This window comes from Pseudomonas sp. D1-36, assembly GCF_051132205.1.
Taxonomy (GTDB): Bacteria; Pseudomonadota; Gammaproteobacteria; order Pseudomonadales; family Pseudomonadaceae; genus Aquipseudomonas.
Genome location: NZ_CP071674.1, coordinates 408,701 through 421,818 on the forward strand (window position 1 = coordinate 408,701; position 13,118 = coordinate 421,818).

The 13,118-nt window shown below is 61.9% G+C and carries 9 protein-coding genes; all 9 read left to right on the plus strand.

Annotated elements, in window-relative coordinates; all coding sequences use genetic code 11:
• The first annotated feature begins 114 nt into the window (after positions 1-114).
• The 9 genes from hutH (at position 115) to mdoH (ending at position 12,137) form a co-directional block, all read left to right on the plus strand.
• The gene (gene hutH, locus J3P76_RS01875; protein WP_420767012.1) at positions 115-1,647 is read left to right on the plus strand and encodes a histidine ammonia-lyase; all 1,533 of its coding nucleotides are present in this window, start codon (positions 115-117) and stop codon (positions 1,645-1,647) included.
• A 125-nt stretch (positions 1,648-1,772) separates the two neighbouring features.
• Positions 1,773-2,975, plus strand: coding sequence for an imidazolonepropionase (gene hutI, locus J3P76_RS01880; protein WP_434608225.1), 1,203 nt, complete (start codon positions 1,773-1,775; stop codon positions 2,973-2,975).
• Positions 2,976-2,986: 11 nt separating this feature from the next.
• A complete protein-coding gene (gene hutG / locus J3P76_RS01885) occupies positions 2,987-3,790 on the plus strand; it encodes an N-formylglutamate deformylase (RefSeq protein WP_434627979.1) in 804 nt (267 codons plus the stop codon).
• A gap of 294 nt (positions 3,791-4,084) precedes the next feature.
• Positions 4,085-5,032 (plus strand): choline ABC transporter substrate-binding protein, encoded by a 948-nt coding sequence (locus J3P76_RS01890; RefSeq protein WP_434608221.1) that lies wholly within the window; start codon positions 4,085-4,087, stop codon positions 5,030-5,032.
• Between the two features lie 51 nt (positions 5,033-5,083).
• Positions 5,084-5,971, plus strand: a complete 888-nt coding sequence (locus tag J3P76_RS01895) for an alpha/beta hydrolase (RefSeq protein WP_434611681.1) — start codon at positions 5,084-5,086, stop codon at positions 5,969-5,971.
• Between the two features lie 104 nt (positions 5,972-6,075).
• Positions 6,076-7,047, plus strand: a complete 972-nt coding sequence (gene pip, locus J3P76_RS01900; RefSeq protein ID WP_434608219.1) for a prolyl aminopeptidase — start codon at positions 6,076-6,078, stop codon at positions 7,045-7,047.
• Entirely contained in the window at positions 7,044-7,481 is a 438-nt protein-coding gene (gene dtd / locus J3P76_RS01905; RefSeq protein WP_434701446.1) for a D-aminoacyl-tRNA deacylase, read from the plus strand. The genes pip and dtd overlap by 4 nt, the downstream gene beginning before the upstream one ends.
• 350 nt (positions 7,482-7,831) lie before the next feature.
• Positions 7,832-9,574: a glucan biosynthesis protein gene (locus tag J3P76_RS01910; RefSeq protein WP_420767017.1), complete on the plus strand. Its 1,743-nt coding sequence runs from the start codon at positions 7,832-7,834 to the stop codon at positions 9,572-9,574.
• Complete coding sequence (gene mdoH, locus J3P76_RS01915) at positions 9,567-12,137, plus strand: glucans biosynthesis glucosyltransferase MdoH (RefSeq protein WP_420767018.1); 2,571 nt, start codon at positions 9,567-9,569, stop codon at positions 12,135-12,137. The genes J3P76_RS01910 and mdoH overlap by 8 nt, the downstream gene beginning before the upstream one ends.
• Positions 12,138-13,118 lie beyond the last annotated feature (981 nt).

Sequence of the window (13,118 nt, forward strand, 5' to 3'; positions counted from 1 at the left end):
GTGCCAAGGCACCTATAGCCCCTAGGCATCGCCCAAAAAGCGAAGGTGACGGATAACGGAGCATTCCGGAGCGACTGGCGAATGAAAAAACAAAACTCTCAAAAGGAGCAATAAATGACTGCCTTAAACCTGATTCCCGGCCAATTGAGCCTGGCTCAATTGCGCGACATCTACCAGCAACCGGTCACCCTGAGCCTTGATGCCAGTGCGTCGGCGCAGATCGAAGCCAGCGTTGCGTGCGTGGAACAGATTCTTGCCGAGAACCGCACCGCCTATGGCATCAACACCGGTTTCGGCCTGCTGGCCTCGACTCGCATCGCAAGCGAGGACCTGGAAAACCTGCAGCGTTCCCTGGTGCTGTCCCATGCCGCCGGTGTGGGCGAGCCGATCAGCGATGCGCTGGTGCGGTTGGTCATGGTGCTCAAGGTCAACAGCCTGAGCCGAGGTTTCTCGGGCATTCGTCGGCAGGTGATCGATGCGCTGATCGCGCTGATCAACGCCGAGGTTTATCCACACATTCCGTTGAAAGGTTCGGTGGGCGCATCCGGTGACCTGGCACCGCTGGCGCACATGTCCCTGGTGCTGCTGGGCGAAGGTAAGGCCCGCTACAAGGGCGAATGGCTGCCGGCCGTCGACGCCTTGAAAGTTGCTGGCCTCGCGCCGCTGACCCTGGCCGCGAAGGAAGGCTTGGCGCTGCTCAACGGCACCCAGGTGTCCACCGCGTTTGCCTTGCGCGGCCTTTTCGAAGGCGAAGACCTGTTCGCTGGCGCCCTGGCCCTGGGTAGCCTCACTGTCGAAGCGGTGCTCGGTTCGCGCTCGCCATTCGATGCGCGCATCCATGCGGCTCGCGGCCAGAAAGGCCAGATCGATGCAGCCGCGGCCTACCGCGACCTGTTGGGCGAGCGCAGCGAAGTTTCCGATTCGCACCAGAACTGTGACAAGGTCCAGGACCCGTACTCCCTGCGTTGCCAACCGCAAGTGATGGGCGCCTGCCTGACCCAGTTCCGCCAGGCCGCCGAGGTGCTGGTGATCGAGGCCAACGCCGTGTCGGATAACCCGCTGGTGTTCGCTGCCGAGGGCGATGTGATTTCCGGTGGCAACTTCCACGCCGAACCGGTGGCGATGGCGGCGGACAACATGGCCCTGGCGATTGCCGAAATTGGCTCCCTGAGCGAGCGACGCATTTCGCTGATGATGGACAAGCACATGTCGCAGCTGCCGCCGTTCCTGGTGGCCAATGGCGGTGTGAACTCCGGGTTCATGATTGCCCAGGTGACAGCGGCGGCGCTGGCGAGTGAAAACAAAGCGCTGTCCCATCCTCATTCGGTGGATAGCCTGCCGACCTCGGCCAACCAGGAAGACCACGTCTCCATGGCCCCGGCCGCTGGCAAGCGCCTGTGGGAAATGGCCGAGAACACCCGCGGGATCCTGGCGGTGGAATGGCTGGCGGCGTGCCAAGGGCTGGACCTGCGCGGCGGTTTGAAGACCTCCGCCAAGCTGGAACAGGCCCGGGGTCTGTTGCGTGCAGAAGTGCCGTTCTATGAGAAGGACCGATTCTTTGCCCCGGATATCAATGCAGCGAGTGAATTGTTGGCGAGTCGCTGCCTGAACGAGCTGGTCACGGCGCAGTTGTTGCCGAGTCTATAAGGGCCTCATCGCGAGCAAGCTCGCTCCCACAGGGGTAGGGGTTGAACATTCATTTGGGTACACCCTGACCCTTGTGAGAGCGAGCCTGCTTGCGATTCGATTTTGAACGCGACGAGGAAACCGGGATGAAAACCCTCTGGCAAAACTGCCACGCCGCCACCATGGCCCAGGGCGTCTACTCGATCATCGAAGACGCCGCCATCGTCACCCAGGGCGAGCACATTCAATGGATCGGGCCCCGTGCCGAACTGCCGATGGGCGACTATCCGGCGGTCAACGACCTCAAGGGCGCCTGGGTCACGCCGGGGCTGATCGACTGCCACACCCACACGGTGTTTGGCGGCAACCGCAGCGGTGAGTTCGAACAGCGCCTGCAAGGCGTTAGCTACGCCGAAATAGCGGCGGCCGGCGGTGGCATCGCCAGCACCGTGCGCGCCACCCGCGCCGCCAGTGAGGACGAGCTGTTCGCCAGCGCCGCCAGACGCCTGAAGAGCCTGATGCGCGATGGCGTGACCACGGTGGAAATCAAGTCCGGCTACGGCCTGGACCTGGCCAGCGAGCGCAAGATCCTGCGCGTCATCCGCCGCCTCGGTGCCGAGCTTCCGGTCAGTGTGCGCAGCACGTGCCTGGCGGCCCATGCCTTGCCGCCGGAATACAAGGATCGCGCCGATGACTACATCGAGCACATCTGCGCTGAAATGCTGCCCGCGTTGGCGGCTGAAGGGCTGGTGGACGCCGTTGACGCTTTTTGTGAGTACCTGGCCTTTTCCCCGGCGCAGGTCGAGCGGGTGTTTATCACCGCGCAGCAATTGGGCCTGCCGGTGAAGCTGCACGCTGAACAATTGTCGTCGCTCAATGGCTCCAGCCTGGCGGCGCGCTACCAGGCGCTGTCGGCCGATCACCTGGAGTTCATGACCGAGGACGACGCCAAGGCCATGGCCGCGTCCGGCACCGTGGCGGTGTTGTTGCCAGGGGCGTTTTATTTCTTGCGTGAAACCCAGCTGCCGCCCATGGATGCCCTGCGCAAGCACGGCGTGAAAATCGCCGTGGCCAGCGACCTCAACCCCGGCACCTCGCCGGCATTGTCGTTGCGCTTGATGTTGAACATGGCGTGCACCTGTTTGCGTATTACCCCGGAAGAAGCCCTGGCTGGGGCGACGCTCCACGCGGCTCAAGCCTTGGGCATGGCCGGGACCCATGGTTCGCTGGAAGCGGGCAAGGTAGCGGACTTTGTCGCCTGGGACATCGATCGCCCCGCTGACCTGTCCTATTGGCTCGGTGGCGAGCTGGAAAAACGCGTCGTGCGTCACGGCGTGGAAATCGATTGAGGAGAACGGTTGTGGAGAAGGTCCTGAATTTCAAGCAAGGGCGCGTGCCGCTGTTGATCAGCATGCCTCATGCCGGCCTGCGCCTGACCCCGGCGGTACAGGCCGGATTGATCCCGCAAGCCCAAAGCCTGCCGGACACCGATTGGCACATTCCGCGGCTCTATGAGTTTGCCGATGAGCTTGGCGCCAGCACCCTGGCCGCCGAATACTCACGGTTCGTCGTTGACCTGAACCGGCCCTCCGATGACAAACCGATGTACGTCGGTGCCACCACCGGCTTGTACCCGGCGACGCTGTTCGATGGCGTGCCGTTGTTTCGTGAAGGTCTGGAGCCATCCGCCGAAGAGCGGGCGACGTACCTGCAACAGGTCTGGATGCCCTATCACCAAGCGCTGCAGCAAGAACTGGCGCGGCTCAAGGCCGAGTTCGGCTATGCCTTGCTGTTCGATGCCCACTCGATCCGCTCGGTGATCCCGCACCTGTTCGACGGCAAGCTGCCGGATTTCAACCTGGGCACCTTCAACGGCGCCAGTTGCAGTCCGACGCTGGCGAGCGAACTCGAAGGCATTTGCGCCCGCCATGATCAGTTCACCCACGTGCTGAACGGGCGTTTCAAGGGCGGGCACATCACCCGCCATTACGGCAACCCGGCCCAGGACATCCATGCGGTGCAACTGGAGCTATGCCAGAGCACCTACATGGAAGAGTTCGAACCGTTCAACTATCGGCCCGACCTGGCGGCGCCGACCCAGGTGGTGCTCAGGGAATTGCTCGAAGGTTTCCTGGCGTGGGGGCGGCAGGCCTACAAGAAATAAAGACCTACCCAATACCTGTGGCGAGGGGATTTATCCCCGCTGGGTCGCGAAGCGGCCCCAAAGATAGATGATCCACACGGATTCAGAATTTTGGGACTGCTACGCAGTCCAGCGGGGATAAATCCCCTCGCCACAGGTTTATGGGCGCTGACTCCCTGGAATGGGGACTGTCGCCACCGTGCAAAACCAAGTCGCCACAGTTCACCTTCGCCCCCTCGACGCTGCGTAATGTTCCAGGCACGGTGCATCTAGACGCCGACCTACAACAATCCACTGCCGCACGAGACCCACGCGATGAAAAGACTGTCCAAACGCTGTCTATCGTTCCTCTGCGGTACCGTTCTACTAAGCTCCGGCGCGATGGCCGCCGAGCCTGCGTCTTGCCAGGCCGTACGCATGGGCGTGGTCAACTGGACCGACGTCATTGCCACCAGTGGCATGGCGGACGTACTGCTCACCGGCCTTGGCTACGAAAGCAAGCAGACCAGCGCCGTGCAACAGATCATCTTCGCCGGCATCCGCGACAAGCGACTCGATATCTTCCTGGGCTATTGGAAACCGGCGATGGACAAGAACATCGCCCCGTTCCTGGCGGCCAACCAAGTGAAGGTCCTGGACAAACCTAGCCTGGCCGACGCCCAGGCCACGCTCGCCGTGCCCGATTACGTGGCGGCGGCAGGGCTCAAGAGCTTTGCCGATATCGCCCGGTTCAAGGATGAGCTCGGCGGCAAGATCTACGGCATCGAGCCGGGCAGTGGCGCCAACACCACCATCAAGACCATGATCGAGACCAATCACTTTGGCCTCAAGGATTTCAAACTGATCGAATCCGGCGAGGCGGGGATGTTGGCGGCGGTGCAACGGGCGGTGAATCGCAAGGAGTTCGTGGTCTTCGTTGGCTGGACCCCGCACCCGATGAACATCAACATGAACATCGCCTACCTGACGGGCAGCGAAGACGTGTATGGCCCGAACGAAGGTGCCGCGACTGTCTCCACCGTGACCGCGCCGGACTACGCCCAGCGTTGCCCCAACGTCCAGCGGCTGCTGGAAAACCTGACGTTTACCGCTGCCCAGGAAAGTCAGCTGATGGTGCCGATCATGGAGCGCAAGACTCCCCAGGACGTCGCAAGGCAATGGCTGCGCGAGCACCCCGAGGATCTGCAGCGTTGGCTGGCCGGCGTGACCAGCTTCGACGGCACGGATGGAATTGCAGCGGTGCAGGCGAGTCTCAAGAACTGATGCAAGCTCCTGGACATTGAGAACCCCGTGGCCTACCCACTTTCCCCGGCAATGACTGCCTTCATCGACAAGACCCTGAGGTTCACGAGCCCGGACGACAGCCTCGCCGGCTCGCGCGAGGCCTACAGCCAGATGTGTCGGGCGTTCACCCCGTCGCGCCCGTCAACGCTTGCGGTCGAGGACCTGCAATTGGCTGGCGTGGCCATCCGCGCCTATCACGCGCGCGTCGCGCCACCATTGGCCGGCTGGCCGTGCATCCTTTACCTGCACGGTGGTGGTTGGGTGGTAGGGGACCTGGATTCCCATGACTTTATTTGCATGGAGCTGGCTGAAAGCCTTGGCGTGCTGGTCGTGGCGGTGGACTACCGGCTCGCCCCGGAGCATCCCTATCCGGCCGGTTTCGAAGACTGCCTCGCGGTGTGGCATCACTTGGCAGACGTCCCATTCGCCATTGATCCACGACGCAAAGCGCTGGCTGGCGACAGCGCCGGAGGCAATCTCGCCGCCGCGTTGTGCCTGGCCCTGCGTGATGCAGGCCAGCCTCAGCCGCGAACCCAAGTGCTGATTTACCCGGCGCTAGGCGGCCCCGCGCATTTGCCGTCGCGCCAGGAGTGTTTCGACGCACCTCTCTTGAGCAGCAGCGACCTGCAACGCTACGACGCCATGTACCTGCACGGTGCCGCCCCCACGCTCTACGCCGCCCCGTTGCTTGCCGACGATCTGAGCGGTTTGGCGCCTGCCTTTGTCGCCGTCGCGCAATGGGACCCCCTGCGTGATGACGGCGTTCTTTATCACGAGCGATTGAATGTCGCAGGGGGCGTGTCGGTCCTGTATCGGGGGGAAGGGCTGGTCCACGGTTGCCTGCGCGCACGTGGCCTGGTGCCAGAGGTCGATCAGATGTATCGCACACTGCTGGCATACCTGGCTGACACGCTTTGACTGTGCGGGGGCATGCTCATTGAGGTGATTCGGGTTTATGATGCCGGACGGCAGACTAAATAGAAGTCCCCACAGGGATGACTCGACCCCTTACGGAGCGCGCAATGCAGACTTTGTACCCGCAGATCAAACCCCATGCCCGGCACGATCTGGCTGTCGATGACACCCACACGCTCTACGTCGATGAAAGCGGCTCGCCAGAAGGCCTGCCGGTGGTGTTCATTCATGGTGGCCCGGGGGCCGGTTGCGATGCGCAAAGCCGCCGCTACTTCGATCCGAACTTGTATCGCATCGTCACGTTCGACCAGCGCGGTTGTGGTCGTTCCACGCCTCACGCCAGCCTGGAAAACAACACCACCTGGGATCTGGTCGAGGACCTGGAGCGCATCCGCAAACACCTGGGCATCGAGAAGTGGGTGCTGTTCGGCGGCTCCTGGGGGGCAACGTTGGCCCTGGCCTACGCCCAGACCCATCCGGAGCGGGTGCATGGCTTGATCTTGCGTGGGATCTTTCTCTGCCGTCCCCAGGAAATCGAGTGGTTCTACCAGGCCGGCGCCAGCCGCCTGTTTCCGGATTACTGGCAGGACTACATCGCGCCGATCCCACTGGATGAGCGCGACGACCTGCTCAGCGCCTTTCACAAGCGCCTGACCGGTAACGACCAGATCGCCCAGATGCACGCGGCCAAGGCCTGGTCGACGTGGGAGGGCCGTACCGCGACCCTGCGCCCGAACCCGCTGGTGGTCGACCGCTTCTCCGAGCCACAGCGCGCGCTGTCGATTGCCCGGATCGAATGCCACTACTTCACCAACAATGCATTTCTTGAACCCAACCAGTTGATCCGCGACATGGGCAAGATCGCCCATTTGCCCGGCGTCATCGTGCATGGCCGCTACGATGTGATCTGCCCACTGGACAACGCCTGGGAGCTGCACCAGAACTGGCCCAACAGCGAGTTGCAGGTGATTCGCGACGCCGGCCATGCAGCCTCGGAGCCAGGGATCACCGATGCGCTGGTACGCGCGGCCGCGCAAATGGCCCGACGCCTGCTTGATCTGCCGCCCGAAGAAGCATGAAAGGGTTGCTGCAACGGGTTCGCGGCGCCCGGGTAGAAGTCGCGGGGGAAATTGTCGGTGCGGTGGACCATGGTTTGCTGGTGCTGGTGGCTGTCGAGCCCGGGGATACCCCTGCCCACGCCGACAAACTCCTGCATAAGCTGCTTAACTACCGGGTGTTCAGCGACGGCGACGGGAAGATGAACCTGTCCCTGGTGGATGTGCAGGGCGGTTTGCTGTTGGTGTCGCAATTCACCCTGGCGGCGGACACCAGGAGCGGCTTGCGCCCGAGTTTTTCGACCGCCGCGCCTCCCGCTCTCGGTGAAGAGTTGTTCGACTATTTGCTCAGCCAGGCGAAACAGGTGCATGGCACCGTGGCATCAGGTAGATTCGGCGCCGACATGCAAGTGCATCTGGTCAATGATGGCCCGGTAACCTTTCTGTTACAGGCCTGAAAGCGTTTGAAACATCTTTTCGGTCCGGTTTCGAGGCAAAACAGGATGTTTTCTCGATAAATACTTTGCTAGCCCTGATGCGTTGTCACGCGGCCTACTAGATAATCGCGCGCTACGGGGGACCAGCGTTCGCTGGTCCATTTGACTTAGGTAGAGACTTGTCCGGAACCGTTTGGGGAATCATTTTGCCCCGTCGGAGTCGGAACAATGCTCGCCAACTTGGCAAGAGTGGTCCGCAGGAACGGTTTTTCAGCGCCGTTACCGTGTAGATACTTTATCTGGCCGTTGGTTTTTTGATCAGTTTTCGGCGAGGGTTGCTCGTGATTGTTAGTCCCTGTAATGCACCAAAAATGACTGCCAAACGGTTTAGAAACGCTCTGGTAGCGGGCTCGGCCCTGTTGTGCCTGTTTGGCGCCGGCCAACTGTGGGCATTCAGCCTGGATGATGTATCGGCGAAGGCACAAGAACTGGCCGGGCAGAAGTTCGAAGCCCCGCGCAGCAATTTGCCGAATGAATTCCGCGAAATGAAGTTCGCCGATTATCAGAAAATTCGTTTCCGCACTGAAAAAGCTGAATGGGCCGACCAGAAGACGCCGTTCCGGCTGTCGTTCTATCACCAGGGCATGCACTTCGACACGCCGGTGAAAATCAATGAGATCACCGCGACCACCGTCGATGAGATCAAATATGACCCGGCGCGCTTCGATTTCGGTGACGTCAAGTTCGATCCCAAGGCGACCGAACAGCTGGGCTACGCGGGATTCCGTGTGCTGTACCCGATCAACAAGGCCGACAAGCAAGACGAGATCATGACCATGCTGGGCGCGAGCTACTTCCGCGTCATCGGCAAAGGCCAGGTTTACGGCTTGTCCGCGCGTGGCATGGCCATCGACACCGCACTGCCGTCGGGTGAAGAGTTCCCACGCTTTCGCGAATTCTGGATCCAGCGCCCGAAACCGACCGACAAGCATCTGGTGATCTTCGCCTTGCTGGATTCGCCACGGGCTACCGGCGCCTATCGCCTGACGCTGCGTCCAGGCACCGACACCGTGGTCGACGTGAAATCGCGCGTATTCCTGCGTGATCGCGTCAACAAGCTGGGCATCGCCCCGTTGACCAGCATGTTCCTGTTCGGCGCCAACCAGCCGTCCAAAGTGCTGAACTACCGTCGCGAGCTCCACGACTCCAGCGGCCTGTCCATTCATGCCGGCAACGGCGAGTGGATCTGGCGAGCCTTGAACAACCCGAAACACCTGGCCGTGAGCAGCTTCTCGGTGGAAAACCCGCGTGGTTTCGGCTTGCTGCAACGTGGCCGTGACTTCAGCCACTACGAGGACCTGGACGACCGTTACGACAAGCGTCCAAGCGCCTGGATCGAGCCGAAAGGCGATTGGGGCAAGGGCACCGTGAACCTGGTCGAGATCCCGACTGCCGATGAAACCAACGACAACATCGTTGCGTTCTGGAGCCCGGAAAAGCTGCCTGAGCCAGGCCAGCCTCTGGACTTCGCCTATCGCCTGCACTGGACCCTCGATGAAGCCAGCCTGCACTCGCCAGACAGCGCCTGGGTCAAGCAGACCCTGCGTTCCACCGGCGACGTCAAACAGTCCAACCTGATCCGCCAGCCGGATGGCAGCGTGGCCTACCTGGTCGATTTTGAAGGCCCGTCCCTGCAAGCGCTGCCGGAAAACGCAGAAGTGCGTAGCCAGGTGAGCGTCGGCGACAACGCCGAGATCGTTGAAAACAGCGTGCGCTACAACCCGGAAACCAAGGGCTGGCGCTTGACGCTGCGCCTGAAGATCAAGGACCCGAGCAAGGCCACCGAAATGCGTGCCGCCCTGGTCCGGCCGCTTGTGCCGGTCGAACTGCCGGCCGCCTCGCATTCCGTGACCACCTTGGCCAAGGCCGACAAGGTTGCCAAGCAGCAGAGCGAGAAAGAAAAAACCAACGAGCAAGCCAACGAGCAAAAAGAAGCCAAGGCCGTCAAGGCGTCCACCGCCGCCGCCGAGCCGACCCCAACCCCGCAGGAACCGGAACAGACTGAGCAAGTCCTGACCGAGACCTGGAGCTATCAGTTGCCTGCCGATGAGTAATACTCCCGTACAACCAGAATCTCTTCGCGAGTATCTGGCCCATTTGCCGATGACCGACGAGCAGCGCGCCGAGCTGGCGGGCTGCAAGTCCTTCAGCGAACTGCATGAACGCCTGGCTTCGCCGACATTCGATGCACCCACCGAGGCGGCCCAAGCCTCGGTAGGCCGTCGCCTGACGCTGAGCACCGCCGAGGAACTCGAGGACGCCGAAATGCTGGCGCTCGATTCCAGTGGTCGGGTGTGCTTGAAAGCAACGCCGCCGATTCGCCGGACCAAGGTCGTGCCGGAGCCATGGCGTACCAATATCCTGGTGCGTGCATGGCGCCGCCTGACCGGTCGCACCAACCCGCCGAAGCCGCCCAAGGACGAGCGCGTTTTGCCGCACGCTCGCTGGCGCACCGTGGGGTCGATCCGTCGTTATATCCTGCTGATACTGATGCTCGGCCAGACCATCGTCGCCGGTTGGTACATGAAAGGCATCATGCCGTACCAGGGCTGGTCGCTGGTGGACCTGGACGAAGTGCTGCACCAGCCGTTGTTGCAAACGGCCACGCAAGTGCTGCCGTATGCGCTGCAAACCAGCATCCTGATCATGTTCGGGATCTTGTTCTGCTGGGTGTCGGCCGGTTTCTGGACCGCGCTGATGGGCTTTCTCGAACTACTCACCGGTCATGACAAGTACCGTATCTCCGGTGCCAGCGCCGGCAACGAGCCGATTCCGAAAGACGCTCGCACCGCGCTGGTGATGCCGATCTGTAACGAGGATGTGCCACGGGTATTCGCCGGGCTGCGCGCCACCTTCGAATCCGTCGCGGCCACCGGTGACCTGGATCGCTTCGACTTCTTCGTGCTCAGCGACAGTAACGAGACCGATATCTGCGTCGCCGAACAGCAAGCCTGGCTGGATGTCTGCCGGGAAGCCGGCGGCTTCGGCAAGATCTTCTATCGCCGTCGCCGTCGCCGCGTGAAGCGCAAGAGCGGCAACCTCGACGACTTCTGCCGTCGTTGGGGCAGTGACTACAAGTACATGGTCGTGCTCGATGCGGACTCCGTGATGAGCGGCGAATGCCTGACCAGCCTGGTGCGTCTGATGGAAGCCACGCCGGACGCCGGCATCATCCAGACCGCGCCAAAAGCCTCGGGCATGGACACGCTGTATGCACGCATGCAGCAGTTCGCCACCCGCGTCTATGGTCCACTGTTCACCGCCGGCCTGCACTTCTGGCAGTTGGGTGAGTCGCACTATTGGGGCCACAACGCGATCATCCGCATGAAACCGTTCATCGACCACTGCGCCCTGGCGCCGTTGCCGGGTAAAGGGGCATTCTCGGGTGCGATCCTTTCCCACGACTTCGTTGAAGCGGCGCTGATGCGCCGCGCCGGTTGGGGCGTGTGGATTGCCTATGACTTGCCAGGCAGCTACGAGGAGTTGCCGCCGAACCTGCTGGACGAACTCAAGCGTGACCGTCGCTGGTGCCACGGCAACCTGATGAACTTCCGGCTGTTCCTGGTCAAGGGCATGCACCCGGTGCACCGCGCGGTATTCCTGACGGGCGTGATGTCCTACCTGTCGGCGCCGCTGTGGTTCTTCTTCCTGGTGCTGTCCACCGCGCTATTGGCCGTGAACACGCTGATGGAGCCGCAATACTTCCTGGAGCCGCGCCAGCTGTATCCGCTCTGGCCGCAATGGCACCCGGAGAAGGCCATCGCCCTGTTCTCGACCACCATCGTGCTGCTGTTCCTGCCCAAGCTCTTGAGTATCGTGCTGATCTGGGCAAAAGGCGCGAAAGAGTTCGGTGGCAAGTTCAAGGTCACGATGTCGATGCTGCTGGAGATGCTGTTCTCCATGTTGCTGGCGCCGGTGCGCATGATCTTTCATACCCGCTTCGTCCTTGCCGCTTTCCTGGGCTGGGCCGCGACCTGGAACTCGCCCAAGCGCGACGACGACTCCACGCCATGGAGCGAAGCCATCAAGCGCCACGGCCCGCAGACCTTACTGGGCTTCTTCTGGGCACTGCTGGTGATCTGGCTGAACCCAAGCTTCCTGTGGTGGCTCGTGCCGATCGTCGGCTCGCTGATGCTGTCGATCCCGGTCTCGGTGATTTCCAGTCGCGTGGGCCTGGGCTTGAAGTCCCGTGATGAAAGCCTGTTCCTGATCCCCGAGGAATACGCACCGCCTCAGGAGCTGCTGTCGACTGACCAGTACACCCACGAAAACCGTTGGCACGCGCTGAACGACGGCTTCATCCGGGCGGTGGTCGATCCGCAACAGAATGCCTTGGCGTGTGCATTGGCGACTTCCCGTCACGGCCAGGCCGAACCGATTGAATGGCTACGGGTCGAACGCGTCCGTCACGCACTGAAGGCTGGCCCGGCCGGTCTCAGCAATGCCGAGCGACTGGCGCTGCTGAGCGACCCGGTGGCCTTGTCCCGCCTGCATGAGCAGGTCTGGAACGAGGCGCATCCCGAGTGGCTGGCGGCATGGCGTGAGTCGGTCAAGGCCGATCCGCATGCACCGTTGCTGCCGCTTCAGCCGGTTAGCGTACAGCCTCAGTTGGCCTGATAAACAAAAAGCCCCGCTTCTGAAAGGAAGCGGGGCTTTTTGTTGGGCGCAAACTCAGTTTTTCCAGCAGCCCGCCCCCACAATTGCCTTGCTGTGTACATGACTGCTGCGGCATTGAAGATCAAATGTGGGAGCGAGCCTGCTCGCGATGAGGCCGGCATATTCAACATCTCCACTGGCCGTGACCCCGCCATCGCGAGCAGGCTCGCTCCCACAATGGATTTGCGGTGTACGTGAGAGCTGCGGCGCTGAAGATCAAATGTGGGAGCGAGCCTGCTCGCGATGAGGCCGGCATATTCAACATCTCCACTGGCCGTGACCCCGCCATCGCGAGCAGGCTCGCTCCCACAATGGATTTGCGGTGTACGTGAGAGCTGCGGCGCTGAAGATCAAATGTGGGAGCGAGCCTGCTCGCGATGAGGCCGGCATATTCAACATCTCCACTGGCCGTGACACCGCTATCGCGAGCAGGCTCGCTCCCACAGTGGATTTGCGGTGTACGTGAGAGCTGCGGCGCTGAAGATCAAATGTGGGAGCGAGCCTGCTCGCGATGGGGCCGGCACGTTCGACATCTTCACTGGCCGTGACACCGCTATCGCGAGCAGGCTCGCTCCCACAATGGGTTTGCGGTGTACGTGAGAGCTGCGGCGCTGAAGATCAAATGTGGGAGCGAGCCCGCTCGCGATGAGGCCGGCATATTCAACATCTCCACTGGCCGTGACCCCGCCATCGCGAGCAGGCTCGCTCCCACAATGGATTTGCGGTGTACGTGAGAGCTGCGGTGCTGAAGATCAAATGTGGGAGCGAGCCCGCTCGCGATGGGGCCGGCACGTTCGACATCTTCACTGGCCGTGACACCGCTATCGCGAGCAGGCTCGCTCCCACAGTGGGTTTGCGGTGTAGGTGAGAGCTGCGGCGCTGAAAATCAAATGTGGGAGCGAGCTTGCTCGCGATGAGGCCGGCACATTCGATTTCTTCTTT

Excerpts from the sequence above, each read along its gene's own strand:
- hutH (WP_420767012.1), top strand. The coding sequence starts at position 115 with ATGACTGCCTTAAACCTGATTCCCGGCCAATTGAGCCTGGCTCAATTG.
- hutI (WP_434608225.1), top strand. The coding sequence starts at position 1,773 with ATGAAAACCCTCTGGCAAAACTGCCACGCCGCCACCATGGCCCAGGGC.
- J3P76_RS01890 (WP_434608221.1), top strand. The coding sequence starts at position 4,085 with ATGAAAAGACTGTCCAAACGCTGTCTATCGTTCCTCTGCGGTACCGTT.
- J3P76_RS01895 (WP_434611681.1), top strand. The coding sequence starts at position 5,084 with ATGACTGCCTTCATCGACAAGACCCTGAGGTTCACGAGCCCGGACGAC.
- pip (WP_434608219.1), top strand. The coding sequence starts at position 6,076 with ATGCAGACTTTGTACCCGCAGATCAAACCCCATGCCCGGCACGATCTG.
- dtd (WP_434701446.1), top strand. The coding sequence starts at position 7,044 with ATGAAAGGGTTGCTGCAACGGGTTCGCGGCGCCCGGGTAGAAGTCGCG.
- J3P76_RS01910 (WP_420767017.1), top strand. The coding sequence starts at position 7,832 with ATGACTGCCAAACGGTTTAGAAACGCTCTGGTAGCGGGCTCGGCCCTG.
- mdoH (WP_420767018.1), top strand. The coding sequence starts at position 9,567 with ATGAGTAATACTCCCGTACAACCAGAATCTCTTCGCGAGTATCTGGCC.